Origin of the sequence: Roseateles flavus (assembly GCF_039872765.1) — a bacterium.
Taxonomy (GTDB): domain Bacteria; phylum Pseudomonadota; class Gammaproteobacteria; order Burkholderiales; family Burkholderiaceae_C; genus Roseateles_B; species Roseateles_B flavus.
In genome coordinates this window covers 1-25419 of sequence record NZ_JBDPZC010000002.1, presented here as the reverse complement: position 1 = coordinate 25419, position 25419 = coordinate 1, and the positions used below count along the sequence as shown (strand labels likewise).

The following is a 25419-nucleotide window of genomic DNA, read 5'->3' as shown; positions in this document are numbered from 1 at the left end:
CGTGACCCCCGGCATGCGGGCGTGCCGCCGGAGTCTGGCAAGCTGGGCCCATGAACACGCTGCAGCTCCGCGAGGGCCGGGCGGGCGATGCGGCGGCGATCAGCGCCCTCATCGTCGAACTCGCGCCGGCCTTCTTCCTGTCGCCCGATGGCGCGGGCACCGAGCCTTTCCTGGCCTCGGTGTCCGCCTCCGCCGAGGCGGGCTACCTGGCCGATGCGCGCTACCGCTTCTGGGTGCTGGAGGCCACCGGCGGCGCGCTGGCCGGCTTCATCGCCAGCCGTGACACCAGCCATCTCTTCCACCTCTTCGTGGCGCCGGCCTGGCAGGGCCAGGGCCTGGCGCGCCGCTTGTGGCGGGCGATGCAGGCTGGCGCGGCCGAGGCCGGGCACCGCGGTGGCTTCACCGTCAACGCCGCGCTGCCGGCCGTGGCGGTCTACGAGCGCTTCGGCTTCGTCGCCGAAGGGCCGGCGCAGCGGCAGCACGGCCTGGCCTTCCTGCCCATGCGTCATGCAGGCCCGGCCGACGAGGCGGGGTGCGATGATGCCGGCCTTCCGCGCTGAACGCCGCCGCCCATGCCTTCCCTCGACACCCTGCTGGCCTTCCTGGCAACCGCCCTCGTGCTGGGCTTCACCCCCGGGCCCGACAACCTCTTCGTGCTGATGCAGTCAGCCACCCAGGGCCGGCGCGCCGGCCTCGTCGTGGTGCTGGGCCTGTGCACGGGCATCGTGGTGCACACCGCGGCCGTGGCCCTGGGCCTGGCGGCGCTGCTGGCCGCCTCACCCCTGGCCTTCACCCTGATGAAGGCGGCCGGCGCGGCCTACCTGCTCTACCTGGCCTGGGGCGCCTGGCGCGCACCCGCTGCCTCGCTGCCGGGCAGCGCGCAGGCCCCGGCCCAGCCGCTGTCGGCCCTGTATCGGCGCGGCATCGTGATGAACCTCAGCAACCCCAAGGTGCTGCTCTTCTTCTTCGCCCTGTTGCCGCAGTTCGTGGCCGCCGACCGCGGCCCCGTGGCGCTGCAGCTGGGGGTGCTGGGCGCCGTGTTCATCCTCGCGACCCTGATCACCTTCGGCAGCATCGCCTTTGCGGCCGGCCTGCTGGGCGAGCGGCTGCGCCGTTCGCCGGGCCTGCAGCGCGGGCTCAACCGCTGCGCCGCCCTCGTCTTCGCCGGCCTGGCGCTGCGCCTGGCCACCGTGCAACGCTGAACCCACGCCCATGCTGCAGATCCGCCCGCTCCAGCCCGAGGACTCCCTGAGCGCCCTGACCGCGCTGCTGCACCGCGCCTATGCCCGCCTGGCGGCCCTGGGCCTGAACTACACTGCCGTCGACCAGGACGAGGCCACCACGGCCCGCCGCGTGGCCGGCGGCCATTGCCTGCTGGCCTTCTGGGAGGGGCAGCTGGCCGGCACCGTGCTGCTGCAGCCCACCTATGCGCAGAACGACTGCGCCTACTTCACCCGCCCCGGCGTGGCCGCCCTGCACCAGTTCGCGGTGGAGCCTGGCCTGCAAGGGCATGGCATCGGGCGTGCGCTCATGCAGGCGGGCGAGGACTGGGCCCGCGGCCAGGGCTTCGGCGAGCTGGCGCTGGACACGGCCGAGCCGGCCACGCACCTCGTCACGCTGTACCAGGGTCTCGGCTACGAGCCCGTCAGCCATGTGCAGTGGCCCGGCAAGGTCTACCGCAGCGTGGTGATGAGCAAGCGGCTGGGCGCGCTGGCCGCCTGAGCCCATGCGCACGCTGCTGCTGGCCCTGATCCGGCTCTACCAGCGCCATCTCTCGCCCCGCAAGGGCTATGGCTGCGCCTACCGCCTGCATTGCGGCGGCGCGGGCTGCTCGGGTCTGGGCCTGCGCGCCATCCGCTGGAAAGGCAGCTGGACGGGCCTGTGGCTGCTTCGCGAACGCCTGGCGCGCTGCGCGGCGGTGCATGCGCAGGCGCATCCGCAGCGCCGCCCGCCGGCCCTGCAGCGCGGGGACTGCGACTGCGGGGGCTGCGACCTGCCCGGGGCGGAGAGCTGCAGCGGCTGTGATGTGGGCGACGTCTGCGACCTGGGCGATGCCTGCGACTGCTGCGACGCCTGCGATGTCTTCGAGCGCAAGTCCCGCCGCGAGCAGCGCCGCACGTCCTTCCGCGGCCGCTTCTCCTGAAGGGGCCGCAGCTTGCGCGATGATGGCGTCATGAAGCTCCTTTCCACCCTGCTCCTCCTGCTGAGCCTGGGCGCCGCCCAGGCCGCACCTACAGCGCCGGCCGTGCGCACCGAGATCCAGGGCCTGCTGCAGCGCCTGCAGGACTCCGGCTGCGAGTTCAACCGCAACGGCAGCTGGTACAGCGGCACCGAGGCGCGCAGCCACCTGCTCAAGAAGCTGGACTACCTGGAGTCGCACGACAGCGCACCCCGGCGCAGCGAGGACTTCATCCAGCAGGCCGCCAGCACCAGCAGCATGAGCGGCAAGCCCTACCTCGTGCGCTGCGCCGCGGCCGCGCCGGTGCAGAGCAAGGACTGGCTGACCCAGGAGCTGCAGAAGCTGCGTGGCAGCAAGACCTGACCCCGCGCGTGCGGGGCGCTCCCGGGCGCAGTAGCATGGGCCCCTGCACCGAAGGAGTCGCCCCATGCTGAACCGCCGCACCCTGTTGATCGCCACGCCCCTGGGGCTTTCGCTGCCCGCCTGGGCCCTGGGGGAGAGCGAGGCCGCCAGCGGCATCCGCGCGGCCCTGGAGCGCGGCGCGCAGGCGGCCGTGGCCCAGCTGGGACGCCGGGACGGCTTCCTGGGGGATGACCGTGTGCGCATCGAGCTGCCGGACTCGCTCAAGGGCGCGGCCCGCCTGCTCAAGGCCACCGGCCAGGGCCACAAGCTCGACGAGCTGCTCACCGCCATGAACCGTGCCGCCGAGGCTGCCGTGCCCGAGGCGCGCGTGCTGCTGGTCAACGCCGCGAAGAACATGAGCGTGGAAGACGCCCTGAAGATCGTGAAGGGCGGGGATGACTCCGTCACCCAGTTCTTCGCCACCAAGACCCGCGCACCCCTCACCGAGCGCTTCCTGCCCATCGTGACCCGCGCGACCGAGAAGCAGGCCCTGGCCGACAAGTACAACGCCGTGGCCGGCAAGGCCGCGGGCCTGGGCCTGGTGAAGCAGGACGACGCCAACATCCAGGGCTACGTCACCCGCCGGGCGCTGGACGGGCTCTTCTTCATGATCGGCGAGGAAGAGAAGCAGATCCGCCGCGACCCGGTGGGCACGGGCTCCGCGCTGCTGAAGAAGGTCTTCGGGGGCTGAGCGGCCATGCGGGGCGGGTTGACCCTGTCCCGTGAACATGGGGGCTGCCGGGCCGGGCGCTTCATGGCGCTGTCACCGGGCTTCACAAAGATGCCGGACTGGTCCTGCCTGGAGTCTTGCCATGTCCCGCCCTCTGCCCATCCCCTTCCCACGCACCCTGGCCCTGTGCCTCGGCCTGGCCCTGCCCGCTGCAGCGCAGGCCGCGCCGCTGCTGGCCATCGGCTCGCTCACGGGCCTGCATGACAAGTCCGGCCTGGCCGGCACCCTGGAGAACGGTCTGCCCGCCGACCTGCTGGGCGGGATGGGCTCGGCCCTGGCCTGGGCGGGCGGCAACACCTTCGTTGCCCTGCCGGACCGCGGCCCCAATGCCACGGTCTACAACCCGGCGGTGGACAACACGGCCTCCTACATCAGCCGCTTCCACACCGTGCAGATGGACCTGAAGCTGGCCGGCGGCGGCGCGCTGCCCTTCACGCTCACGCCCACCCTGCAAGCCACCACGCTGCTGTCCAGCCCCACGCCGCTGGCCTACGGCTCGGGCGCGGCCTTCGGCCTGCCCGCGGGTGCCCCGGCGCAGAACACCGCCACGCGCCAGTACTTCACGGGCCGTTCCGACGGCTTTGACCCGGCCAGGTCTTCGCTGAGCCCGGACAACGCCCGCCTGGACCCCGAAGGCGCCCGCGTCTCCAATGACGGCAAAAGCGTCTTCATCAGCGATGAATACGGGCCCTATGTCTACCAGTTCGACCGCGCCACCGGCCAGCGCATCCGCAGCTATGCCCTGCCGGCCGAGCTGGGCGTGAAGGTGCTGGGCACCACCACGGCGGCCGAGGACAAGCCCGTCAACAGCAGCGGCCGCGTGGCCAACAAGGGCATGGAGGGCCTGGCCCTGACGCCCGACGGCAAGACCCTGGTCGGCGTGATGCAGGCCCCGCTGCTGCAGGACGGCAACAAGGTCATCCGCATCGTCACCATCGACGTGGCCAGCGGCGCCACGCACGAGTACGCCTACCAGCTGACCGACGGCAGCGGCGTCAGCGAGATCCTGGCCCTCAACGACCACGAGTTCATCCTGGACGAGCGCGACGGCGCCGGCCTGGGTGACGGCAGCGCCGCCAAGACCAAGAAGCTGTTCAAGATCGACCTCAAGGGCGCTGCCGACATCAGCGGCAAGAAGGGCGACCTGCGCAGCTTCGCCGTCAAGAAGAGCCTGTTCCTGGATGTGGCCTCGACCCTGATCGGCGCCGGCGTCGGCATCAGCGCCGAGAGCGTGCCCGCCAAGATCGAGGGCCTCAGCTGGGGCGAGGACGTGGTCTGGAAGGGCCAGCTGCTGCACACGCTGTGGGTGGCCAATGACAACGACTTCCTGCCCCAGACGGCCGGCCCCAACAACTTCTACGTCTTCGGCATCAGCGATGCGGACCTCGCCGGCTCGGTCTATGTGCCCCAGGCGCTGAAGGCCGTGCCGGAGCCCGCCTCGCTGGCGATGGCACTGAGCGCACTGCTGCTGATGGGCGGCGCAGTGCGGCGCTCGCGGCGCTGATCATTGGGGTCAGGTCTTGCCAGACGGGACCGTCTCATCGTCCTGGAGGCCTGACATCGACAGCGCGAGGCGCAGATGCCCCTCGCAGCGCTGCAGCGGGGCGCGCGCTGCGGAGGCGTCCAGCCCGGCGCGCAGCATCAGCAGGGCCGGCTTGAGCTCGCCGTCGCAGGCCTGCAGCGCCGCCTGCGCCGCCTCCGGCGTCGCCCGGCCCACTCGCTCGGCCAGCGCCTGGGCGCGGCGGCGCAGCTTGGCATTGCTGGCCCGCATGTCCACCATCCAGCAGCCATGCACGCGGTGCAGGCCCACCATCAGGGCGCTGGAGAGCGTGTTCAGCGCAATCTTCTGGGCCGTGCCCGCCTTGAGCCGCGTGCTGCCGGCGATCAGCTCGGGGCCGGTGTCCAGCAGGATGCCGATGTCCGCCTGCGCCAGCAGGGGCGTGCCGGCGTTGTTGGCCAGGCCCAGGCTCAGCGCGCCGGCCTCGCGCGCCGCGGCCACGGCGCCCAGCACATAGGGCGTGCCGCCCGAGGCGGCCAGGGCGATCACCACGTCGTCCGGCGTGAGGCCGAGGGCCTGCAGCTCGCGCCGGCCGGCGTCTGCATCGTCCTCGGCGCCTTCCTGGGCCTCGAACATGGCGGCCGGGCCGCCCGCCATCAGGCCCAGGGCCCGTTCGCGCGGCCAGCTGAAGGTGGGCGTCAGCTCCACGCCGTCCAGCACGCCCAGGCGACCCGAGGTGCCGGCGCCCACGTAGACCAGGCGACCGCCGCGACGCAGGCGGGGCAGGGCGGCCTCCACCGCGGCCAGCAGCTGTGGCCGGGCGGCCTGCACGGCGGCCAGGGCCTGCTGCTGGTCATCGACGAGCCAGGCCAGCAGCTGCGGGGTCGGGCACTGGTCCAGCGCGGGGCCCTGGGGCGGCGGGCTTTCGGTCTTCAGCATCGCGTTCTCCGGCGGCGTGCCGCTACTTTAGGGCGTCTGGGCCCTGCGCAGCGCGGCTCGCGGCCCGCCTGCGGCGCCTGGTCGCAGCGGGGCTGTCTTGTTACATCTTTTTTGATGGCGGCGGTGTAAGTTCCCGGTGCCGTGCGCGACAGACCCGCAGATCCAACGCGAACGGCCCCGGCCGCCGCGCCGGGTCTCCTACCCATCTCAACAGAGCAAACTCAGGAGAATCACATGCAACAAAGCCTCAAGACCGGCCTGTCCGTCGCCGCTGCCGCTGCCGCCCTGTTCGCCGCTGCCACCCTGCCCGCCCAGGCCGCCACGCCGGCTGACGACGGCATGGTGAAGTGCTCGGGCGTCAACAGCTGCAAGGGCACGTCCGAGTGCAAGACGGCCAAGAACGAGTGCAAGGGCCACAACAGCTGCAAGGGCCAGGGCTGGGTCAAGAAGTCCGAAGCCGAGTGCAAGAAGGCCGGCGGCACTGTCCAGAAGTAAGCCCTTCCCGCCCTCCCCGGGGTCGGTGCGCCGCCCGCTGTCATCGGTGGCGGCCGACCCTGCTGAACGAGCAGCCCCATGCATGCACGCCCCATCGAAGGCTTCGGCCTGGGACTGCGCGTCGAGCACTACCAGGCGCTCGCCGAGCCCCTGGACCCGACCTTGCGCCCGCAGTGGCTGGAGATCATCTCCGAGAACTACCTGGTGCCCGGCGGCAAGCCCCTGCACCACCTGGAGCGCCTGCGCCGCGACTATCCCGTGGTGATGCACGGCGTGTCCCTGTCCATCGGCAGCAGCGACCCGCTGGACCGCGCCTACCTGCGCGAGCTGCGCGCCCTGGCCGAGCGCCTCGAGCCGGGCTGGGTGTCCGACCACCTCTGCTGGGGCGGCGTGGACCACCGCCGCCTGCACGACCTGCTGCCCCTGCCCTACACCGAGGCCACGTTGCGCCACCTGCTGCCGCGCATCGCCGAAGTCCAGGAGCTGCTGGGCCGCCCGCTGGTGCTGGAGAACGTCTCCAGCTACGTGCGCTATGCCCAGGACGAGATGGGCGAGGCCGACTTCATTGCCGAGCTGCTGCAGCGCAGCGGTGCGCAGCTGCTGCTGGACGTCAACAACGTCTACGTCTCCAGCCGCAACCACGGTTTCGACCCGCGCGCCTTCATCGACGCCATGCCGCCCGAGCGCGTGCGTCAGATCCACCTCGCGGGCCACGAGGACCAGGGCGAGCTGCTGATCGACACCCACGACCATCCGATCTGCGACGCCGTCTGGCAGCTCTATGCCTACACCCTGCAGCGCCTGGGCCCCGTGCCCACCATGATCGAGCGCGATGACCACATCCCGCCCCTCCCCGAGCTGCTGCAGGAGCTGGACCTGGCGCGGCAGCTGTCCCGCCGCGTGCTGGCGGGCTGGCAGGAGGCCGCATGAGCCGCGCCTGGCCGCCCGAAGGGGCTCAGGCCCGCCTGGCGGGACAGCACGCACTGCAAAGGGGGCCCCAATGAGCGACGCCCTGCTCGCGAGCCAGCGTCAGATGCAGGCGCTGCTGATGGACGAGGCGCCCGGCGATCCCGCCGGCCTGCTGGACGCGGCCTCGCAGCGCGGCCTGGCCGTCTACCGCCACGCCTACCGCGCCCGCCTCGTCGAGGCCCTGCGCGACAACTACCCCGTGCTGGCCCAGGTCATGGGCGACGAGGACTTCGACGCCCTCGCCGCGGCCTACATCAAGGCCCGCCCCTCCCGCTTCGCCTCCATCCGCTGGTACGGCGTCGGCCTGGCGGACTTCATGGCCTCGGAGGCCGAGGTGGCCCACCCCGCCTTCATCGACGTCGCCCGCATGGACTGGGCCCTGCGCGGCGTCTTCGATGCGGCGGACGACGAGGCACTGGCGATCGAGTCTCTGCAGCAGCTGGCCCCCGAGGCCTGGCCGACATTGCGCCTGCAGCCCCGCGCGAGCGCATGCTGCCTGCCCCTGGACTGGGCCATCGAGCCCGCCTGGGCCGTGCTGGCCGGCCACGCGCAGCGGCGCGAGGCCGGCGAGGCGCAGGACGATCCCGAGCTGCCCGCTCCCGAGCCCCTGGCCCATCGCCTGCTGGCCTGGCGCCCGCAGCTGGAGACGCGCTGGCGCTCGCTGGAGCCTGGGGAGGGCGCCCTGGTCGAGGCCGTGTTCGAGGGCGCCGACTGGACCCGCCTTGGCGAGATCGCCGTCGCGCAGTGGGGCGAGGCTGAGGCCCCCGCGCGGCTGGTGGCCTGCCTTCAGCAATGGGTGCAGGAGGGCTGGCTGCGCGCGCGGGCGTGATCGCCAATAGCCGAGCCCTGGCAGAGGGCTTGGCTCGGGGGCATGATGCGGTCCTCTGACGCTACCCAAGGATGCCCATGCGCGCCCCTGCTCTCCTGCTGACTGCCACCCTGCTGAGCTCCGGCCTGCTGGCCAGCGCCCATGCCGCCCTCAAGCCCGGTGACGCCGCCCCGGACTTCAGCGCCGATGCCGCCCTGGCCGGCGAGCCCTACCGCTTCCAGCTGGCCGAGGCCCTGAAGAAGGGGCCGGTGGTCCTGTACTTCTATCCCAAGGCCTTCACCAGCGGCTGCACGGTCGAGGCGCACCAGTTCGCCGAGGCCACGCCCAGGTTCCAGTCGCTCGGCGTCACGGTGATCGGCATCTCCAACGATGACATCGCCACGCTCAAGCGCTTCAGCGTGGAGGCCTGCCGCAAGCAGTTCGCCGTCGCGGCGGATGCGGGGGCCAAGGTCATGAAGGCCTATGACGCCAAGCTGCTGATGATGGCGGACACGGCCGACCGCATCTCCTACTTCATCGTGCCGCCGGGCCGCATCGCCGCGGTGCACGCCAAGATGAGCGCCGACGGGCATGTCGAGGCCATGATGAAGGCCGCCGAAGCCTGGAAGGCCGGCCGGTGAGTGCGCGCCGGCGCGCCCTGCTGGGTGGCGCCGCGGTGCTGCTGCTGTCGGCCTGCGCCGCGCCCGGGCCGGCGGCCCTCCCCGAGGCCCGCGCCGAGGGGCCCCTGCCCGAGCCGGGCGAGGGCCAGCTGTGGCGCCTCGACCCGGCCCGCTCCCTGCTGCAGGTCCTGGCCTTCCGCCAGGGCGCGCTGGCAGGCCTGGGCCACAACCATGTGCTGACCGCGCCACGCCTGCAGGGCTGGCTGCAGCTGCCTGCGCAGGCGCAGAACCCCCTGCAGCTGAACGCCGCGCAGCTGGCGCGCTCCCGCTTCGCCCTGGCCCTGCGCCTGGACGAGCTGCAGCTCGACGAGCCGGCGCAGCGTGCCCGCCTGGGCCCGGGCTTCGCCTCGGTGCCCGGCGCCGAGGCCATCGCCGCGACGCGCGCCAATCTGCTGGGCGAATCAATGCTGGAGGCCGCGCGCTTCCCCTGGCTGCGCGTGCAGTCGGTCGAGCTGCTGGGCGAGGGTGCGACGGTGCTGGCCGAGATCGAGCTGGACTGGCACGGCCGCCAGCAGCGCTGGCGCCTGCCGCTGGCGCTGAGCCTGGAGCCCTCGTCAGGGCCTGGGGGTCAGGTCTTGCGCGTGCAGGGCCAGATGGCCTTGCGGCTGACGGATTTCGGCATCCGGCCGCTGAGCCTGCTGGGCGGGATGCTGGCGGTGCAGGACGGCATTGGGGTCAACCTGGATCTCGCTCTGCGCCCGCGCTGACAGAATGGCGCCCCGGCGCCCGGGGCGCATCCCGAGCCGCCTGCCAAGCCAGCTGATGACGCCTACCCACTACCGCAGCTTCCGCTATGCCTTCTGGCCGATGTGGCGGGGCCAGCTGTCGCTGTGCATGGCCGGCATCGGTGCCGTGCTGGTGCTGAAGTCGGCCTGGACGGGCGCCCCCATCCGGCGCCCCGACCTGCTCCTGCATGTGGCCATGGGTCTGATGCTGGCCCTGATCATGTGCGGGCCGGTGCACGCCTTCCGCTTCCGGGTTGGTCCGCAAGGTCTGCATACCTTCGACATCCGGGGCCGCTGGCAGACCTTGCCGTGGCCGGCCATCCGTGCGGTCGAGCCGGCCAGGCTGCTGCTGCTCGCGCACCTGAAGATCCATGTGGACGGGGAGCGGCGCAGCTTCTGGCTGCCGCTGATGCTGGCGGACCTGGAGGGCCTGCACCAGGCCGTGGTCGATGCCGCCGGTGCCGAGCATCCGCTCGCGCGGGCCCTGCCACGTCCAGCACGGGCGAGCTGGCGCCACTGAGCGCGGTTCGGGCCGCTTAAGTCCTTGCTAAGCGCGGCGCGCGATGCTGGCGCTCCCTTGTGAGGAGACACCCATGAAGATGCCCGCGAAACAATGGCTCCGTGAGAACCGCGGCTTCCTGGTCTTCCTGCTGTGCTTCGGCTTCTTCCGCACGGCCATCGCGGACTGGAACCCCATCCCCACCGGCTCCATGCGCCCCAATCTGCTGGAGGGCGACGTGGTGCTGGTCAACCGCCTGGCCTACGACTTCAAGCTGCCGCTGAGTGAGGTGGTCATCGCCCGGCTGGGCGAAGTGCAGCGCGGCGACATCATCACCTTCAGCTCCCCCAAGGATGGCACCCGCCTGATCAAGCGCGTGGTGGCCGTGGGCGGGGACCAGGTCGAGATGCGCGACGAGCGGCTCTACATCAACGGCGAGGCCGCCCGCTACGAGGACGAGACCGCCGTCCGCGAGCCCGTGGCCGGCCTGGGCGAGTGGCCGGCGCGCCGCGTGCAGGAGCATGTGGGCGGCCAGCGCCGGCAGGTGCAGTGGCTGGATGGCGTCCATGCCCGCTCCAGCTTCGCGCCCTTGACCGTGCCGCCGGACCAGCTGCTGGTGCTGGGCGACAACCGCGACAACAGCGCCGACTCCCGCTACATCGGCCTCGTGCCCCGCCAGGCGGTGATCGGACGGGCGCACCACATCCTGGCCTCGGCCGACCTCGACGGCGTGTGGACGCCCCGCTTCGAGCGCTTCGGGATGGCGCTGCGCTGAGCCCGGGCCCACGGGCTCCCGGCGGGGAAGAAGGCCGGCGCCGGGCCGGTGCTTTGGCGGTGCAATCGACTGCACTGTGGCGAAGGAGCACAATGCGCGCTCTCCCGTTCTCCATTGCACGCGTCTTTGCGTTTTGGGTTTGACACCATGGCGATCCACCTGCCCGTCCCGCCGTCCGAAGGTCCGCGCGCCCGCGTGGCTGTCCAGCGGCGTCGTCGCGGGCCGGAGCGCGACGAGCTGCGGCTGCAGATCCTCGATGCCGTCAGCCGCCTGCACCAGGGCGGCGGCTACGGCGCGGTCACCATGCGCAGCGTGGCCCGGGAAGTGGGCGTGTCGGCGATGTCGCTCTACCGCTATTTCCCCAACAAGGCGGCCCTGCTGGAGCAGGTCTGGCTGGGCGTGCTGGACGCGGCGCTCAATGCCACCCGTGCCGTCATGGCGGCGCAGGAGCGGCCGGCACCGCGCCTGCGTCAGCTCTATGCCGCCTACATCACCTTCTGGCTGGAGCACCCCCAGGACTTCCGCCTGCTGTTCGACCCCGGCAGCGAGATCCCGTCCGCCTTGTTGCAGGACGGCCCCGCCTGGCGCTTCCGCCGTGAAGCCGAGACCCTGATCGACGCCTGCCTGGGCGAGGGCGCCACGCCCGAGCAGCGGCAGATGGCCTACGACCTGTGCCGCATCAAGGTGGTCGGCTTCCTCTACACCTGCATCGGCCTGGCCACCCAGCCCCATCGCCTGCCGGCCCAGCTGCTGGACGGCCTGCTCGACGACATCGAGCGCCAGCTGCAGCCGCGCTGAGGTCACCGCCCGGGACGCTCCCCGGCGGTTCCGGCGGCCCGTCCCTCCTGCCGCCTGCCGGCCTTTTGATCCTCCTCAAAGCACCCGTGGCGATCTCCCGCCATCTTCAGGCTTACCCTTAATGTAACGCGTAGCGTACACGTTACGATAAATCGACGAGAGGACGGCCGACCCCCTGGGCGAGCCGCTCCCCGCAGGGGCAACAAGGGGTGATCCATGGATCGGTTGAGGATTTCCACGCGGCTGAATCTACTGATCGCAGGCCTGCTGGTCTTGATCGCGACCGTCGCCGGGAACGGGCTCGCGGGCCTGGCCCGGGCGGACGATGCGCTGCAGGCCGTCTTCGAGGGCAGCGTGCTGCCCATGGCCTCGGTCGCCGAGATCCAGGAGCGGCTGCTGCGCAACCGGCTGGCCGTGGCCGTGGCCCTGGTGACGCCGGACGATGCCACCATCACACGCAGCGTGGGCGAGGTCGAGGGCAATATCGCGGCCATCGACAGGCTCTGGCGGGACTTCCAGGCCAGCCCCCTGAATGCCGAGCAGCGTGCCCTGGCCGAGCAGTTTGCGGAACACCGCCGCGCCTTCGTGCGCGAGGGGCTGCTGCCCGTGGTCAGCGCCCTGAAGCAGCGCGATGTCGAGCGGGCCAATGCCCTGGTCGTGCAGGCGCTGCGGCCGCGCTACGTGCCGGTGGGCGAGGACATCCAGCGCCTGATGCAGCTGCTGCTGCACTCGGCCCGGCAGGAGCATGCGCAGGCGCTGGAGCGCTATGCGGGCATCCGCAGCCAGTCCCTGGGCCTGGGCATCGGCGCGGCCCTGGTGGCCCTGGCGCTGGGCCAGCTGCTGATACGCAGCCTGGGCCGGGCGCTGCAGTCGGCGATCGAGGTCGCGGAATCGGTGGCCCGGGGTGATCTGAGCCAGGCCGTGGCTGTCAGGGGCAGCCCCGAGATCGCGCGTCTGCTGGCCTCGCTGGAGCGCATGCGCAGCAGCCTGGCCGCGCTGGTCGCCGGGGTGCGGCGAGATGCCGAGGGCGTGGCCAGCGCGAGCGCCCAGATCGCCCAGGGCAACAGCGACCTGTCCAGCCGCACGGAGGAGCAGGCCGCCGCCCTGGAGCAGACGGCAGCCTCCATGGCCCAGCTGGACTCGGCGGTGAAGCAGAACACCAGCAATGCCCGCCAGGCCGACGCGCTGGCCCAGAGCGCCAGCCGGGTGGCCTCGCGCGGCGGCGACATGGTCGGCGAGGTGGTCCAGACCATGCAGGGCATCAACGAGAGTGCACGGCGCATCGGCGAGATCATCTCGGTGATCGACGGCCTGGCCTTCCAGACCAACATCCTGGCCCTCAACGCGGCCGTGGAAGCCGCCCGGGCCGGCGAGCAGGGGCGCGGCTTTGCCGTCGTGGCCGGCGAGGTGCGCATGCTGGCGCAGCACAGCGCGCAGGCGGCCCGCGAGATCAAGGACCTGGTCCTGGGCAGCCTGGAGCGCGTGGACCGCGGCTCCGCGCTGGTCGCCGAGACGGGGGCGGCCGTGGGCGAGCTGGTCCAGGCCATCCACCAGGTGAGCGCCGCGGTCGGCGGCATCAGCGTGGCCAGCCACCAGCAGAGCGAAGGCGTGGCCCAGATCGGCGAGGCCGTCAACGAGATGGACCGCGCCACGCAGCACAACGCGGCGCTGGTCGAGGAGACCGCGGCGGCGGCGGCCAGCCTGCGCCAGCAGGCGCAGCAGCTGGTCCTGGCGGTGGCGTCCTTTCACCTCGAGACCGAGGAACGGGCCGGCCTGGCCGGTGGCTGAATGGCGGCGGGCTGGCTGATGGCGATGGCCGTGGGCGGCGGCCTGCTGCTCGGGCTGCTGCTGTTCCGCGCCCTGCGGCAGCGGGCGCGGCGCCGCGGGACGGGCCACGGACGCCCCGAGCGGTTCGAGGGCGTCATCTCGCACCGCCAGGTGCGCATGGCCATCTACCTCGTGCTGCTGGCCGCCGGCGGGCACGCTCTGCTGCTGGCCTGGCAGGCGGAGTCCTCGCTGGAGCGCTACGGCGCCGAGGCCGAGGCCGCCAACCTGGCCGGGCGCCAGCGCATGCACAGCCAGCGCATCGGTCGCATCGTGTCGCTGCTGGCGCCGCCGGAGCAGGACGGGGCGCCGGACCCGGCGCCCGCACGCGCCGTGGACCCGGCCGCGCTGGCCGAGGTGCTGGCGCAGGCGAAGCGGGACACGGCGGCACTCAAGACCCTCCTCCATGCCGCCGCCATGCGCGAGCCCGCCGAGCAGGCCCTGGACGCCACCGTGCTGGCCCGCTGGGACCAGGCGCGCACCCAGTTGCTGCGCGAGGCGGAAGCGCTGCTGGCCGCGCTGCGGGCCGGCACCCCCGCCGCTCGCCAGCGGATCGAGGGCCTGCAGCAGGCGGTCGAGCCTGCCCTGGCCGCCGCCGAGCAGCTGGTGGCCACGATCGACGCGACCATCCAGGCCCGCCGTCGCAGCGAGGTGATCCGTTCGCGCCTGTGGGCCGGCGCCACGGCGGTGCTGCTGCTGGCCATGGCGCTGCTCGTGGCCGAGCCCACGGCGCGCGCGGTGAAGGCGCAGTACCTGCAGATCGCCGCGCAGACGCGGGAGCTCGAGCGGCTGGCCCTGGTCGCCGAGCTGACCCAGAACGCGGTCATGATCACCGACGGCCGCTTCCGCATGGTCTGGGTCAACGAGGCCTTCTGTCAGATCACGGGCTATGCCCAGGGCGAGGCCCTGGGGCGCAGCCTCAGCGGACTGCTGCACTGTGGCGCCGAGCAGCAGCCGGGCCTGGTGCGCATCCAGCAGGCGATCGCCTCCGGCAGCGGCGCGCGTTCCCAGGTGCTGAACCGGCGCAAGGACGGCAGCGCGCTGTGGCTGGACATCGACGTCCAGCCCCTGCGCGAGGACACCGATGGCCGCAGCGGCTTCGTCGCCGTCGCGGCCGACATCACCGAGCGCCGCCGGGCGCAGGCGGACCTGCGCATCGCCGCCATTGCCTTCGACTCGCTGGAGGCCATCGCCATCACCAATGCCGAGCAGGTCATCCTGCGCGTCAACGCCGCCTTCACCCGCATCACCGGCTACAGCGCTGCGGAGGCCCATGGCCAGGTGGTGGGGCGTCTGCTGCGCTCTGGCCGGCATGGCAACGACTTCTACGAGGCCATGTGGCGCCAGCTCAAGGCCCGGCGCCACTGGCAGGGCGAGGTCTGGAACCGGCGCAAGGACGGTCAGGTCTATCCCGAGTGGCTCAGCATCACCGCTGTGACGGACGATGACGGCGCGGTGGTCAACTACGTGGCCGTCTTCACCGACATCACACAGAAGAAGCTGGCCGACGAGACCATCCACAACCTGGCCTTCTACGACGCGCTCACCGAGCTGCCCAACCGCCGCCTGATGCGGGACCGGCTGGACCAGCTGCAGGCCGCCGGGCCCCGGCAGCAGGCTGCGGCCGTGCTCTTCATCGACCTGGACAATTTCAAGGAGCTCAACGACAGCCGGGGCCACGACGTGGGCGACGCCCTGCTGATCGAGGTGGCCCGCCGGCTGCGGGCCTGCGTGCGGGTGCATGACACGGTGTCGCGCCAGGGCGGGGACGAGTTCGTCGTCATCCTGTGCAATCTGCACCCCGCGCCCAGCCAGGCCGGGGCGGACGCCCAGGCCGTGGCGGAGAAGATCCGCGCCGCGCTGTCCCTGCCCTACCAGGTGGGCAGCATCGAATGGCATTGCACGGCCAGCATCGGCATCTGCATGCTGGAGGGGGGCGCCCAGCCGGTCGACGAGATCCTCAAGCGCGCCGACATCGCCATGTACGAGGCCAAGCGTGCCGGCCGCAACGTGACCCGCTTCTACGACCCGGCCACGCATGCGGCGATCCAGGAGCGCATCGCCCTGGAGGCCGACCTGCGCCAGGCCCTGGCCGGCGGCCAGCTGCTGCTGCACTTCCAGCCGCAGGTGGATGCGCAGGGGCGGCCCACCGGCGCCGAGGCCCTGCTGCGCTGGCGGCACCCGGCGCGGGGCCTGGTGCCGCCCGGGCAGTTCATCGCCCTGGCCGAGGAGACGGACCTGATCCTGCCCATCGGCCAGTGGGTGCTGGAGGAGGCCTGTAGCCAGCTGCGCCGCTGGTCCGAGGCGCCGGCCACCCGCGAGCTGCAGCTGGCCGTCAACGTCAGCGCCCGTCAGTTCCGCCAGGCGGACTTTGTCGAGCAGGTTCGCCAGACCCTGCGTGAGAGCGGTGCCAGCCCGCAGCGGCTGAAGCTGGAGCTCACCGAGAGCCTGGTGCTGGTGAACCTGGAGGACACCCTGGCCAAGATGCAGGCCATCCGCGCCCTGGGGGTGCGATTCGCCATCGACGACTTCGGCACCGGCCAGAGCTCCCTGGCCTACCTGACCCGCCTGACGCTGGACCAGCTCAAGATCGACCAGGCCTTCGTGGCCAGCATGCTCACCTCGCACACGGACGCCGTCATCGTCCAGACCGTCATCGGCATGGCCCACAGCCTGGGCCTGGACGTCATCGCCGAGGGCGTCGAGACCGCGGCGCAGGTCGACTTCCTGCAGTCCAGCGGCTGCCATGCCTACCAGGGCTACCTCTTCGGCAAGCCCATGCCCATCGGGCAGTTCGAGCGGCATCTGGGGTGCACGGTGTAGAGGATTTGGGCATCATGGGCCAGCCGCCGCAACGGCCCGTGTCGAAATCGACAGGCCTTGATCGTCGTCCTCCTGAAGCGCCCCTTGGCGGGGACTTCTCCCGGACCACCCACAGGAGCCACCATGACCCAGCCCCTTTTCATCAGCCTGCCCGTCAGCAATGTCGCGGCCTCGACCACCTTCTACGAAGCCCTGGGCTTCACCCGCAATCCGCAGATGAGCGACGACAGCGGGTCCTGCATGGTCTGGAACGAGGCGGTCAGCGTCATGCTGGTCGGCCATGCCAAATGGCGCACCTTCACCCAGCGGCCCTTCCCGCCGCCCGGCTGCGCCGACCACATGCTCTCGCTGGCCCTGGAGAGCCGGGCGGCGGTCGACGCCATGAACGAGGCGGCCGCCGCCCACGGCGGCACGGCCGACGTGAACCCGATGGAGGACCACGGCTTCATGTACACCCGCGACCTGGCCGACCCGGACGGCCACATGTGGGCCGCGCTCTGGATGGACCCGGCCGCGATGCCCGGCGCCGGCCAGTGAACCGGCGGCCCTGGCTCAGCCGATGAGCCAGGGCGTCAGGCCGCGCGGCAGACGCCCCCCGGAGGCTGGCGCCCTCAGGCCGGCCGGGACCGCGGTATCGGGATGCCCTCCCCGCAGGAGATCTCGCCCGGCACCTGCCACTCCGGCGTGGGCTGCTCGCCCAGCTTGAAACCGCCGCACTTGAGCCTGGCATGCGCGGACATCAGGCCGGGCCGCAGCGCGCGGATGCGGGCATCGCGGACCACCAGCTGCAGAGACTTGAAACGCGCCGTCAGCTCCAGGGTGAAGCGCAGGTCCGGCAAGGGAACACCGCCGGCCGTGAGATGCAGCAGGGGGGTGTTGGTCGAGGTGATCTCGACCTCGTGCAGCGTCACGATCGCGTCCTGGCCCGGTGGATGACGGGCCGGGTCCGCGCATTCCAGGACCTCCCGGAACTTCAGCCAGGCCTCGGCCAGGATCTCGAACAGGTCGGTGTCCAGCGCCTCGTTGAGCCGCTCGGCCGCCTTGGCCGCCACGAAGCCGCTCAGGCTGGGGCCGGCCTCGGGGGCCTGGCCCTCATCTCCTGGCTTGCCCGGCCTCGCCGCCTCGGCAGCCTCCCGGTCCCGGGCCTCCGCGCCGCGCTCCACGAGGGCCTGCGTGAACTGGAACAGCTGGTGCAGGGTGACGCTGCTCATGGCGATGTCTCCTGGTGCTCATGGACCTGGACCGGCCCGCGCAGCAGTGAGGCGCGCAGCCCGAGGGTGGGGGCCTCGGGGCCGCTGGCCTGCGCCGTCAGGGGGCGGGTGTTGAAGTGGATGCTGGCGGACAGCTGGACGTCCCCGGGTGCTGGCGCAGGGGCGGGGTCTGGCCGGGGCCGCAGTCCTCGCCATGCCGCGGTCACCGCGGCGGCCGCGGCGGCCGCGGCGATACCGCCCGCGGCCCAGATCCACACTGGCAGGACCAGTGTGAGCAGCACCGTGCTGCCGCGCTTCACCGCGGTGCCGGCGGCCGGCGCGCTGGTATCGACCCGGGCGGGCGCCCAGTCGGGGCCCTCTGCGATGGCCGGCTGGAGGCCGCCAGCCTGCAGCAGGGCGCCGGCCTCGTCACGGCTGAGGCCCTGCAGGGTGGGGACGGTGACGACGGACCCGTTGGAGAGGCGCAGCCGCACGGCGCTGCCGGCCGCGACGCGGGCATGGGCGGGTGGGGTCTGCTCCAGCACCTGCCCGGCCGGCAGCGGGCTGTCGGCCTCGGTGGTGCCGAGGCTGAAGCGCTGCAGGGCGGCCTGGGCCTCGGCCAGGGGGCGGCCCACGACGTCCGGCACCTCCAGGCCCGCCGAGGCCCGCAGCGTCACCGCGCTGTCGCGCTTCACGACGCTGCCTGGCGCCGGCTCCTGGCCCGTCACCTGGCCGATCGGGGCGTCCGAGCTCTCGTCATCGACCTGCTGGACCTGGCCCTCCAGGCCGGCCTCGGCCAGCGCCCGGCGCGCCGTCGCCAGCGGCAGGCTCACGACGCCGGGCACCTCCACGAGCGAGCCGTCTGACACCCGCAGCTCCACGACGCTGCCGCGCCGGACCTGCGTGCCGGCCGCCGGCTGCTGGCTGAGCACCTCGTCCCGGGGCCGCACACTTGCCTGGGGCGTCGCGTTGAGTCCCAGGCCCTTGGGCAGCCGGCGCCTCGCCTCGTCAAGGCCGGTGCCGACGAGCTCGGGCAGCACGAGCGGCGGCGCATAGGGCAGGGTGACCTTCACCGTGGTCCCCCGCATCACCGCGGCGCCGGCCTGGGGCTCCTGGTCGATGATGAGGCCGGGCGTGTCGTCCGAGGTGCGCGCGGCGGAACTCATGCGCAGGCCGTACTGCGCCAGCTGGCGCAGGGCGTCGTCGGAGGTCTGGCCCAGCACGGCCGGCACCTGGATGCAGCGGCCGCTCTCGATGAGGCGCTGCGCCAGGCGGCCCGTCTGGCCCCGGCAGGGGTCCGTCTGCGCCAGCGCAGCCTTGGGCGCCAGCTGCGCCTTCTGCGTCAGCGGCGCCGTCTGCGCCAGCGCCACGGACACGGCCGCCATCAGCAGGCCGACGAGGACGGGGGCCCCGCGGCGCGTCGAAACTCGAATGTCCATTCGATGCCTCCCCGGGAGGCAGTCTGGCGGCAGGGGCAGGGGGGTCAATCCCTAGCTTGGGCCGACCCGCCGGAGGGTTCGCGGCGCATGCGCTGGGGGCCAGGAAACAAAAGGGCGCCCCGCGGGGCGCCCTTGTCCTCAGCCCAGGCCGCTTCAGACCTTGGCGTTCATGCCCAGCAGGCGGCGGTACAGCAGCAGGCCCAGGCCCGCGAAGGCCAGGCCGCCCAGCCACTTGCTGGCGGTGTGGAAGCTGTCGCCCACCAGGGCCAGGGGCTCGCCCTGGCCGGAGAAGACGACGATGGCGGCCAGGATCACGCCGATCAGGCTCTCGCCCACGATCATGCCGGAGGCCAGCAGCACGCCCAGCTGCTTGGTGGCCTCGGGCTGTGCACCGCGCTCGGCACGGCGGTCGAAGTACCAGCCGGCGACGGCGCCCACCACGATCATCAGCGTGCTGTTGAGCGGCAGGTAGATGCCCAGGCCGATGGCCAGGGGCGGCAGGTAGACCTTGCCGCTGCTGGAGCGCTTCAGGAACTCGTCCACCACGATGGCAGTGACGCCGATCAGGGCACCGATGCCGATCAGGTTCCAGTTCAGGTCACCCTGGATCACGCCCTTGGCCAACGCCGAGATCAGCGCGGCCTGCGGTGCGGCGAGGGCCGTGGCCGGGTTGGCGCCGGGCGCGCCGGCAAAGCCGTAGGCCTTGTTCAGCAGGTCCAGCACCGGCGGGATCACCACCGCGCCGGCCAGCACGCCGATGATCAGGGCCACCTGCTGGCGCCAGGGCGTGGCGTCCACCAGCTGGCCGGTCTTCAGGTCCTGCAGGTTGTCGTTGGAAATGGTGGCCACGGCGAACACCACGGCCGTCACGAAGAGGGCAAAGGCCACCAGGGCCTGGCCGGCGGTGGCCGGCAGCAGCGGCTTGACGACAAAGGCCAGCAGCAGGGCGATGCCCAGCACCACCAGGATGCCCACGCCCGACAGCGGGCTGTTGGACGAGCCGATCAGGCCGGCCATATAGCCGCACACGGCGGCCACGAAGAAGCTCATCAGCACGATGTAGACCAGGCCGCCCACGACCAGCAGGGCCATGTGGTCGCTCAGGCCGGCACCGCCGATGAAGTGCGACAGCATGAAGCCGATGGGCAGCAGGCAGGCCGCGGTGATCAGGCCCACCGTCCCGATGGGGATGTCGCGCTCGGTGCGCGGCAGGCTGGCGCCCTGGCCGGCCTTGCGGACCTTGTTGGCCATCAGCGCGCCATGCAGGCCGTCAAAGACCGGACGGGCCAACTTGACCAGGGTCCACAGTGCGGCCACGCCGATGGCGCCCGCGCCGAGGAAGCGCACCTGCTTGCTCCACACGGTGCGTGCGATGTCCTGGATCGGGCCGGAGCCTTCCACCAGGCCGCTGAGGTAAGGCACGGCGCCGCCCCAGGCGATCAGCGCCCCGACCAGGATGGCCAGGCCCACCCACAGGCCCACCAGGTGGCCCACGGCCAGCAGCGCGAAGCTGAGATTGAAGTCGTAGCCGCTGGCGCTGTTGGAGTGGCTGGAGACGCGGAAGAAGTCGGCGATCTTGTCGATGAAGATCTTGGTGGCGATCACCACCGCGAAGCCCGCCGAGACCAGGGAGCCCATCACGATGGCGCGCAGGCCCTGGCGGCTGCTCTCGCCGGCGGCCTCGCCCTCGGCATGGCCGACCTTGAGCACCTCGGCGCAGGCCACGCCCTCGGGGTAGGGCAGGGGCGAGTTGGTGACGAGGGCGCGTCGCAGGGGGATGGAGTACATCACGCCCAGCACGCCGCCCAGCGCGCAGATGGTGACGGACACCCAGTAGGGGAAGCCCGTCCACCAGCCGATCATCACCAGCCCGGGCAGCACGAAGATGATGGAAGACAGCGTGCCCGCCGAGGAGGCGATGGTCTGCACGATGTTGGTCTCGCCGATGGAGTTCCCCGCAAAGCGCCGCAGCAGGGCCATGGAGATCACGGCGGCCGGGATGGAGGTCGCGAAGGTCAGACCGGCCTTGAGGCCGAAGTAGACGTTGGCCGCGGTGAAGACCAGGGTGATGAGGATGCCCAGCACGATGCCGCGCAGGGTCAGTTCGCTTCCCAGGGCGACAGGGGGGTGGGACGTGGGTGTCTGAGGCGAGCTCATGGCACGGCTTCCTTGTTGGCGTGGCGGGCCCGCCCGGTGGGCAGGCCCTGGAAGCCGGCATCATCGCGCGAGTGGGCGCGGCCGGGATCGGGTCGACTACGGGGTGGGCGGCTGGCGCCCCGGCCGGCCTGACCGGCCGGGGGCCAGGTCTTGCTCAGGCGCCCGGGGCGGGCGGGACCCCGGGGCGCAGGCGGTGCACCATCAGGTCCTTGTCCAGCAGACGCCCGTCAGGCAGCACGATGGCGCCCTCCAGCCGGCCGTAGCGGACGAAGCCGCAGCGCTCATAGAGCCGGCGCGCGGGCCGGTTGCTGCGGGTCACGCTGAGGGTCACCAGCTGCAGGGCCTCGTCCTGGGCCAGCAGGGCCAGGGCCGCCTGCATGAGGGCGCGCCCCAGGCCGCGGCCCTGGGCGGCCTCGTCCACCATCATCCCGACGATATGGGCGATGTGGCGGATCTTGGCGCGGCTGTCGCGCTCGGCGGAGAGTGCGCCCAGCAGCTGCGGGCCGTCCCAGGCCAGCAAGGTGAAGAGGCAGTGGCCGGCGCCGCTGAGGCGGCTGCGGTAGCTCTCGGCGTCACGGCCGCGCTCGGCGGCGGCGTCCGAGGTGAAGGCCTCCTCGTGACGGGCCAGCATGGCGTCGCGCAGGGCCTTGTAGGACTTGAGGTCGGCTTCGCGCATCAGGCGGATCTCCAGCCCGGGCGGCAGGCCCTGGGCAATGCGGGAGCGCGGGGCGTCAGGCAACTTGGACATGGGACAAGCATAGGTCATGGGCGGTGCGGGCCTGTCAGGCCTTGCAGCTTGGCGATGGACCGTCCTTTGCCATCATGGCCCGGCGGCGTCGCCAGGGGGCTCTGCCCTGACCCGGGGCGCCGCGGGCTCTGCTGTGCCGGGAGCACCGCGGCGGTCTGCCGTCTGGCGTGGGCCGCGTCCCCCAACGTCCTTGCATCGAGGAAGCCATGACTCTGACCCGTCCATTCGCTCGACCCTTCTCCAGACACCTGGGCGCCTGCCTTCTGGGCGCCGCCCTGCCGCTCGCGGGCCTGGCACAGGCCACCGACACCCACCCCCGGCCCCTCACCGTGGCGCGCCCGGTGGCCGCCGATCTGCGCTTCAGCGTCGACCCGCGCCAGGCCCTGGGCAGCACCGAGCGCCGCCTCAGCCAGCAGGTGCAGGCCGCGGGCGCCGACTTCGTCAAGGTGCACTTCGCCGAGTTCCGCCTGCCCGCGGGGGCCTATGTGCTCGTCGCCTCGGCGGATGGCCGCGAGGTGCATCGCTATGAGGCAGAGCCGCAGGCCAACCGCACCTTCGACCGCAGCCAGGGCGAGGACGGGATCACGCGCTTTGCCGCGCTCTCGGTCTTCGGTGACAGCGCCTCCGTGACCCTGGTGCTGCCGCCGGGCGTGGCCTGGGGGCCCTCGCATGCCCTGCGCATCGACCAGTTCCATGCGGGCCAGGTCGCGGCGGCGGAGCGCACCACGCTGTCCGTCTGTGGCACGGACGAGCGCCGCGACCCCGTCTGCTTCGCCAGCAGCAACCCCACCCAGGTGGACCGCACCCGGCCGGTGGCGCGCCTGCTGATGGCGGGCAGCAGCCTGTGCACGGGCTGGCGCGTGGGCCCGGACAACCGCATGTTCACCAACAACCACTGCTTCTCGACCCAGTCCACGCTGACCAATACCGAGGTCTGGTTCAACTACCAGAAGACCACATGCGGCGGCAGCACCCTCGCCGCCGTGACCAAGGTGACCGGCGGCACCCTGCTCAAGACCGACAGCACGCTGGACTACACGCTGTTCACGATCAACAACTTCGCCAACGTGGCCGGCTTCGGCTACCTGGGCCTGGACGTGCATGAGCCCATCCTGAACGAGACCATCTACATCGCCCAGCATGGGGGCGGCAACCCCAAGCAGCTGGCCCTCACCAGCGACCAGGACGGCGGCGGCAACTGCAAGATCAACAATGCCAACGCCAATGGCAACGGCACGGGCACCGACGTGGCCTACTTCTGCGACACCGAAGGCGGCTCCTCGGGCTCGCCCGTGATCGCCGGTGCCAGCCACAAGGCCCTGGCCCTGCACCACTTCGGCGGCTGCACCAACCAGGGCGTGAAGCTCAGCAAGATCTGGCCCCAGGTGGCCACGCACTTCAACAACCAGGTGCCCGACGGCGACACCGGCACCGGCACCAACACGCCGCCCGTGGCCCGCTTCACCAGCAGCTGCACGGGTCTGACCTGCACCTTCTCGGGCGCAGGCTCCAGCGATCCGGACGGCAGCATCGTCAGCTATGCCTGGACCTTCGGTGATGCCAGCACCGGCAGCGGTCTGCAGCCCGCCCACACCTATGGCGGCTCGGGCAGCTACACGGTCGGCCTGACCGTCACCGACGACAAGGGCGCCAGCAACAGCCAGTCCGCCACCGTCACCGTGAGCGGCACGGGCGGCGGCTTCCCCAAGACCAATCTGGCCGCCACCAAGGGAACCTGGCTGAGCTACACCTACACCGTGCCGGCCGGCGTCAGCAGCGTCACCTTCACCAGCAGCGGCGGCAGCGGCGATGCCGACCTCTACCTGCGCAAGGGCGCGGCCCCCACCACCAGCAGCTACGGTTGCCGCTCCTGGAGCAGCAGCAACACCGAGACCTGCACCCTGGCCGTGGCGGCAGGGGACGTGGTGTACGTGGGCCTGTACGCCTACGCCAGCTTCTCGGGCGTGACGCTGAGTCTCAAGTGAGCCCGTGCTGAAGATGGCCGCTTTGCGCGGCCCCGGACAGGCCCCGCGGGGCCTGTCCTCGCTGGAGCGCCATGGCGGGTCGGATGACCGGGGTCCGGCATGGCAAGACCTGGCCCCCATGCCTCCGCTGCCCGGGCCGGCGTCACCGACCGTGCCCGGCCGGATTGCCGGGCCGTGGCGGAGACGGGCTGGTGAGACTTTGGTGGGACGGCGGCGCCCAGCGCCCGGCCAGCAGGGCCAGGGCCTCGGGGGTGTTGGCGTTGGCCAGCATCAGGGCGTCGCCGGGCCGGTCGAAGCGCACGCGCACATGCGGCTGGCTCGAGAGCCACTGGCCCAGGCGCCGCTCGCCGTCCGCCAGGGCTTTGGCCAGCGGTGCGGCCAGGGAGCGGTGCAGCAGGGCGAAGGCCGGGTGCAGGCGATGGCCGCCACGCTCCTCGTCCGGCCCCTCGACCAGCGCGACGCGCGCCTGCGGCTGGCCGTGGAGCGCCTCCGACAGGCGTGCCGCCAGGTCCGGGACCAGGGCCGGGCTGTCGCAGGGCACGCTGAGCAGCCAGTCGGTCGGGCAGGACTGAAGCCCGGTCAGCAGGCCGGCCAGCGGGCCCAGGAAGCCGGGCAGGCTGTCCGCCAGCACCGGCACGCCCAGGGCGGCATAGGCCTCGGCATGGCGGTTGGCGCTGATCAGCACCTGGCTCACCTGCGGCGCCAGCCGCTGCAGGGCGTGGGCCGCCAGCGGGCGATCGTTGAGCAGGAGCAGACCCTTGTCCTGCCCGCCCATGCGCCGGCCTTCGCCGCCGGCCAGGATGAGGCCGGTGATCTGCGCCGGCCCGGGGCCCCGCTCAGCCACGGCGCACCCGGTCGTCCGCCGGGCTGGGGCGGTGCGTCTCTTGCGGGAAGTCGTCGCCCAGCACTTGTCGGCCCTTCATGACCGCCAGGATCCAGGTCCCGATCAGCCAGGTCAGCACCATGCTGAGGCAGAAGAGGATGGCCCCCATCACCATGTAGTCCACCAGCAGCTGCTGGCGTTCGGCGTCGTTGTGCAGGCCCGGCTGCTGCCCCAGCTTGATCCAGGCCCCCAGCAGCCATGGCACCACGAAGCTCAGCGCCGTCAACAGCGCCGCCCGCCGCCGCACCGGCCGCGTGAACCAGCCCGTGAGGGCTTCCTGGAAATGCTCGGGAGGTGAGGGCGACATGGCGGTCTCGCGGTCAGTCAGAGGGGACTCACTCAGGCAATCGACTCGCCCAGGCATCTTGCCTGTCAGCGTTCGCCCCGCCAACGGACGCCATCCCCCCGGGCCGCGCCAGCAGGCCCTCAGGCACGACGGCCGAGGATCCGGCTTTGCCGGTCCAGCCCCGGCTGCATGCGTCCGGGCCGCGCCACCCGCCAACGGACGTCATCCGCCCGGGCCTCGCCAGCAGGCCCTCAGGCACGACGGCCGAGGATCCGGCTTTGCCGGTCCAGCCCCGGCTGCATGCGTCCGGGCCGCGCCCGCCGCCAACGGACGCCATCCACCCGGGCCGCGCTAGCAGGCCCTCAGGCACGACGGCCGAGGATCCGGCTTTGCCGGCCCAGCCCCGGCTGCATGCGTCCGGGCCGCGCCACCCGCCAACGGACGTCATCCGAGCGGGCCGCGCCAGCAGGCCCTCAGGCACGACGGCCGAGGATCCGGCTTTGCCGGCCCAGCCCCGGCTGCATGCGTCCGGGCCGCGCCACCCGCCAACGGACGTCATCCGAGCGGGCCGCGCCAGCAGGCCCTCA

General features: G+C 72.2%; 26 protein-coding genes. 19 read left to right on the top strand and 7 right to left on the bottom strand.

The window, feature by feature from the left end; translation table 11 throughout:
• Positions 1-50 precede the first annotated feature (50 nt).
• From ABDJ40_RS06050 to ABDJ40_RS06020, 7 genes are all read left to right on the top strand, one after another.
• Positions 51-560, top strand: a complete 510-nt coding sequence (locus tag ABDJ40_RS06050; protein WP_347607509.1) for a GNAT family N-acetyltransferase — start codon at positions 51-53, stop codon at positions 558-560.
• 12 nt (positions 561-572) lie between these two features.
• Positions 573-1202, top strand: coding sequence for a LysE family translocator (locus ABDJ40_RS06045; protein ID WP_269632464.1), 630 nt, complete (start codon positions 573-575; stop codon positions 1200-1202).
• A gap of 10 nt (positions 1203-1212) precedes the next feature.
• Positions 1213-1722 carry a GNAT family N-acetyltransferase gene (locus tag ABDJ40_RS06040; RefSeq protein WP_347607506.1) on the top strand — a complete coding sequence of 170 codons (510 nt, stop codon included), beginning with the start codon at positions 1213-1215 and terminating at the stop codon, positions 1720-1722.
• A gap of 4 nt (positions 1723-1726) precedes the next feature.
• Complete coding sequence (yidD, locus tag ABDJ40_RS06035) at positions 1727-2143, top strand: membrane protein insertion efficiency factor YidD (protein ID WP_347607503.1); 417 nt, start codon at positions 1727-1729, stop codon at positions 2141-2143.
• A gap of 30 nt (positions 2144-2173) precedes the next feature.
• Positions 2174-2542, top strand: coding sequence for a DUF5329 family protein (locus tag ABDJ40_RS06030; protein ID WP_347607501.1), 369 nt, complete (start codon positions 2174-2176; stop codon positions 2540-2542).
• 64 nt (positions 2543-2606) lie between these two features.
• Positions 2607-3272: a DUF4197 domain-containing protein gene (locus tag ABDJ40_RS06025; RefSeq protein WP_269632459.1), complete on the top strand. Its 666-nt coding sequence runs from the start codon at positions 2607-2609 to the stop codon at positions 3270-3272.
• Positions 3273-3393: 121 nt separating this feature from the next.
• A complete protein-coding gene (locus ABDJ40_RS06020; RefSeq protein WP_347607497.1) occupies positions 3394-4815 on the top strand; it encodes an esterase-like activity of phytase family protein in 1422 nt (473 codons plus the stop codon).
• Between the two features lie 9 nt (positions 4816-4824).
• On the opposite strand, the gene ABDJ40_RS06015 is transcribed toward ABDJ40_RS06020, so the two are convergent.
• Entirely contained in the window at positions 4825-5748 is a 924-nt protein-coding gene (locus ABDJ40_RS06015; protein ID WP_347607494.1) for an N-acetylmuramic acid 6-phosphate etherase, read from the bottom strand.
• Between the two features lie 234 nt (positions 5749-5982).
• Here ABDJ40_RS06015 and bufA2 point away from each other — a divergent pair, with 234 nt between their 5' ends.
• From bufA2 to ABDJ40_RS05960, 11 genes are all read left to right on the top strand, one after another.
• On the top strand, positions 5983-6243 hold the full coding sequence (gene bufA2, locus ABDJ40_RS06010) for a BufA2 family periplasmic bufferin-type metallophore (protein WP_269632455.1): 261 nt from the start codon (positions 5983-5985) through the stop codon (positions 6241-6243).
• 78 nt (positions 6244-6321) lie between these two features.
• On the top strand, positions 6322-7173 hold the full coding sequence (bufB, locus tag ABDJ40_RS06005; protein ID WP_347607491.1) for an MNIO family bufferin maturase: 852 nt from the start codon (positions 6322-6324) through the stop codon (positions 7171-7173).
• Between the two features lie 70 nt (positions 7174-7243).
• Entirely contained in the window at positions 7244-8041 is a 798-nt protein-coding gene (locus tag ABDJ40_RS06000; protein WP_347607488.1) for an HvfC/BufC family peptide modification chaperone, read from the top strand.
• 77 nt (positions 8042-8118) lie between these two features.
• Entirely contained in the window at positions 8119-8661 is a 543-nt protein-coding gene (locus tag ABDJ40_RS05995) for a peroxiredoxin (RefSeq protein WP_347607485.1), read from the top strand.
• Positions 8658-9407, top strand: a complete 750-nt coding sequence (locus ABDJ40_RS05990) for a hypothetical protein (protein WP_347607482.1) — start codon at positions 8658-8660, stop codon at positions 9405-9407. Before ABDJ40_RS05995 ends, ABDJ40_RS05990 begins: the two co-directional genes overlap by 4 nt.
• Before the next feature lie 55 nt (positions 9408-9462).
• The gene (locus ABDJ40_RS05985; protein ID WP_269632450.1) at positions 9463-9945 is read left to right on the top strand and encodes a hypothetical protein; all 483 of its coding nucleotides are present in this window, start codon (positions 9463-9465) and stop codon (positions 9943-9945) included.
• A gap of 73 nt (positions 9946-10018) precedes the next feature.
• Positions 10019-10699 (top strand): signal peptidase I, encoded by a 681-nt coding sequence (gene lepB, locus ABDJ40_RS05980; protein ID WP_347607479.1) that lies wholly within the window; start codon positions 10019-10021, stop codon positions 10697-10699.
• Between the two features lie 147 nt (positions 10700-10846).
• The gene (locus ABDJ40_RS05975) at positions 10847-11497 is read left to right on the top strand and encodes a TetR/AcrR family transcriptional regulator (RefSeq protein WP_347607476.1); all 651 of its coding nucleotides are present in this window, start codon (positions 10847-10849) and stop codon (positions 11495-11497) included.
• Between the two features lie 216 nt (positions 11498-11713).
• Positions 11714-13285: a methyl-accepting chemotaxis protein gene (locus ABDJ40_RS05970; RefSeq protein ID WP_347607473.1), complete on the top strand. Its 1572-nt coding sequence runs from the start codon at positions 11714-11716 to the stop codon at positions 13283-13285.
• Positions 13286-16144, top strand: coding sequence for an EAL domain-containing protein (locus ABDJ40_RS05965; protein WP_347607470.1), 2859 nt, complete (start codon positions 13286-13288; stop codon positions 16142-16144).
• A 123-nt stretch (positions 16145-16267) separates the two neighbouring features.
• Positions 16268-16681, top strand: a complete 414-nt coding sequence (locus ABDJ40_RS05960) for a VOC family protein (protein WP_347607467.1) — start codon at positions 16268-16270, stop codon at positions 16679-16681.
• 74 nt (positions 16682-16755) lie between these two features.
• Here ABDJ40_RS05960 and ABDJ40_RS05955 read toward each other — a convergent pair whose 3' ends face one another.
• The 4 genes from ABDJ40_RS05955 to ABDJ40_RS05940 all read right to left on the bottom strand — a co-directional run bounded on the left by ABDJ40_RS05955 (position 16756) and on the right by ABDJ40_RS05940 (position 21678).
• A complete protein-coding gene (locus ABDJ40_RS05955) occupies positions 16756-17355 on the bottom strand; it encodes a hypothetical protein (RefSeq protein ID WP_347607464.1) in 600 nt (199 codons plus the stop codon).
• Complete coding sequence (locus ABDJ40_RS05950; protein ID WP_347607462.1) at positions 17352-18773, bottom strand: PASTA domain-containing protein; 1422 nt, start codon at positions 18771-18773, stop codon at positions 17352-17354. The genes ABDJ40_RS05955 and ABDJ40_RS05950 overlap by 4 nt, the downstream gene beginning before the upstream one ends.
• A 153-nt stretch (positions 18774-18926) precedes the next feature.
• A complete protein-coding gene (locus ABDJ40_RS05945) occupies positions 18927-20930 on the bottom strand; it encodes an OPT family oligopeptide transporter (protein WP_347607459.1) in 2004 nt (667 codons plus the stop codon).
• 154 nt (positions 20931-21084) lie between these two features.
• Positions 21085-21678 carry a GNAT family N-acetyltransferase gene (locus ABDJ40_RS05940; protein WP_347607456.1) on the bottom strand — a complete coding sequence of 198 codons (594 nt, stop codon included), beginning with the start codon at positions 21676-21678 and terminating at the stop codon, positions 21085-21087.
• Positions 21679-21884: 206 nt separating this feature from the next.
• Here ABDJ40_RS05940 and ABDJ40_RS05935 point away from each other — a divergent pair, with 206 nt between their 5' ends.
• Positions 21885-23663, top strand: coding sequence for a PKD domain-containing protein (locus ABDJ40_RS05935; protein ID WP_347607453.1), 1779 nt, complete (start codon positions 21885-21887; stop codon positions 23661-23663).
• Between the two features lie 142 nt (positions 23664-23805).
• Here the strand turns inward: ABDJ40_RS05935 and mobA are convergent, their stop codons facing one another.
• Positions 23806-24507 carry a molybdenum cofactor guanylyltransferase MobA gene (mobA, locus tag ABDJ40_RS05930; RefSeq protein WP_347607450.1) on the bottom strand — a complete coding sequence of 234 codons (702 nt, stop codon included), beginning with the start codon at positions 24505-24507 and terminating at the stop codon, positions 23806-23808.
• Positions 24500-24853, bottom strand: coding sequence for a hypothetical protein (locus ABDJ40_RS05925; protein WP_269632441.1), 354 nt, complete (start codon positions 24851-24853; stop codon positions 24500-24502). The genes mobA and ABDJ40_RS05925 overlap by 8 nt, the downstream gene beginning before the upstream one ends.
• Positions 24854-25419 lie beyond the last annotated feature (566 nt).

Bases quoted from the DNA above. Each gene is read 5' to 3' on its own strand.
- ABDJ40_RS05955 (WP_347607464.1), bottom strand. From the start codon at position 17,355: ATGAGCAGCGTCACCCTGCACCAGCTGTTCCAGTTCACGCAGGCCCTC.
- ABDJ40_RS05950 (WP_347607462.1), bottom strand. From the start codon at position 18,773: ATGGACATTCGAGTTTCGACGCGCCGCGGGGCCCCCGTCCTCGTCGGC.
- ABDJ40_RS05965 (WP_347607470.1), top strand. From the start codon at position 13,286: ATGGCGGCGGGCTGGCTGATGGCGATGGCCGTGGGCGGCGGCCTGCTG.
- ABDJ40_RS06045 (WP_269632464.1), top strand. From the start codon at position 573: ATGCCTTCCCTCGACACCCTGCTGGCCTTCCTGGCAACCGCCCTCGTG.
- ABDJ40_RS06025 (WP_269632459.1), top strand. From the start codon at position 2,607: ATGCTGAACCGCCGCACCCTGTTGATCGCCACGCCCCTGGGGCTTTCG.
- ABDJ40_RS06030 (WP_347607501.1), top strand. From the start codon at position 2,174: ATGAAGCTCCTTTCCACCCTGCTCCTCCTGCTGAGCCTGGGCGCCGCC.
- bufA2 (WP_269632455.1), top strand. From the start codon at position 5,983: ATGCAACAAAGCCTCAAGACCGGCCTGTCCGTCGCCGCTGCCGCTGCC.
- ABDJ40_RS05945 (WP_347607459.1), bottom strand. From the start codon at position 20,930: ATGAGCTCGCCTCAGACACCCACGTCCCACCCCCCTGTCGCCCTGGGA.
- ABDJ40_RS06015 (WP_347607494.1), bottom strand. From the start codon at position 5,748: ATGCTGAAGACCGAAAGCCCGCCGCCCCAGGGCCCCGCGCTGGACCAG.
- ABDJ40_RS05970 (WP_347607473.1), top strand. From the start codon at position 11,714: ATGGATCGGTTGAGGATTTCCACGCGGCTGAATCTACTGATCGCAGGC.
- ABDJ40_RS06040 (WP_347607506.1), top strand. From the start codon at position 1,213: ATGCTGCAGATCCGCCCGCTCCAGCCCGAGGACTCCCTGAGCGCCCTG.
- ABDJ40_RS06000 (WP_347607488.1), top strand. From the start codon at position 7,244: ATGAGCGACGCCCTGCTCGCGAGCCAGCGTCAGATGCAGGCGCTGCTG.
- lepB (WP_347607479.1), top strand. From the start codon at position 10,019: ATGAAGATGCCCGCGAAACAATGGCTCCGTGAGAACCGCGGCTTCCTG.
- ABDJ40_RS06020 (WP_347607497.1), top strand. From the start codon at position 3,394: ATGTCCCGCCCTCTGCCCATCCCCTTCCCACGCACCCTGGCCCTGTGC.
- ABDJ40_RS05940 (WP_347607456.1), bottom strand. From the start codon at position 21,678: ATGTCCAAGTTGCCTGACGCCCCGCGCTCCCGCATTGCCCAGGGCCTG.
- yidD (WP_347607503.1), top strand. From the start codon at position 1,727: ATGCGCACGCTGCTGCTGGCCCTGATCCGGCTCTACCAGCGCCATCTC.
- ABDJ40_RS05975 (WP_347607476.1), top strand. From the start codon at position 10,847: ATGGCGATCCACCTGCCCGTCCCGCCGTCCGAAGGTCCGCGCGCCCGC.
- ABDJ40_RS05935 (WP_347607453.1), top strand. From the start codon at position 21,885: ATGACTCTGACCCGTCCATTCGCTCGACCCTTCTCCAGACACCTGGGC.
- ABDJ40_RS05925 (WP_269632441.1), bottom strand. From the start codon at position 24,853: ATGTCGCCCTCACCTCCCGAGCATTTCCAGGAAGCCCTCACGGGCTGG.
- ABDJ40_RS05960 (WP_347607467.1), top strand. From the start codon at position 16,268: ATGACCCAGCCCCTTTTCATCAGCCTGCCCGTCAGCAATGTCGCGGCC.
- ABDJ40_RS05995 (WP_347607485.1), top strand. From the start codon at position 8,119: ATGCGCGCCCCTGCTCTCCTGCTGACTGCCACCCTGCTGAGCTCCGGC.
- ABDJ40_RS06050 (WP_347607509.1), top strand. From the start codon at position 51: ATGAACACGCTGCAGCTCCGCGAGGGCCGGGCGGGCGATGCGGCGGCG.
- ABDJ40_RS05985 (WP_269632450.1), top strand. From the start codon at position 9,463: ATGACGCCTACCCACTACCGCAGCTTCCGCTATGCCTTCTGGCCGATG.
- bufB (WP_347607491.1), top strand. From the start codon at position 6,322: ATGCATGCACGCCCCATCGAAGGCTTCGGCCTGGGACTGCGCGTCGAG.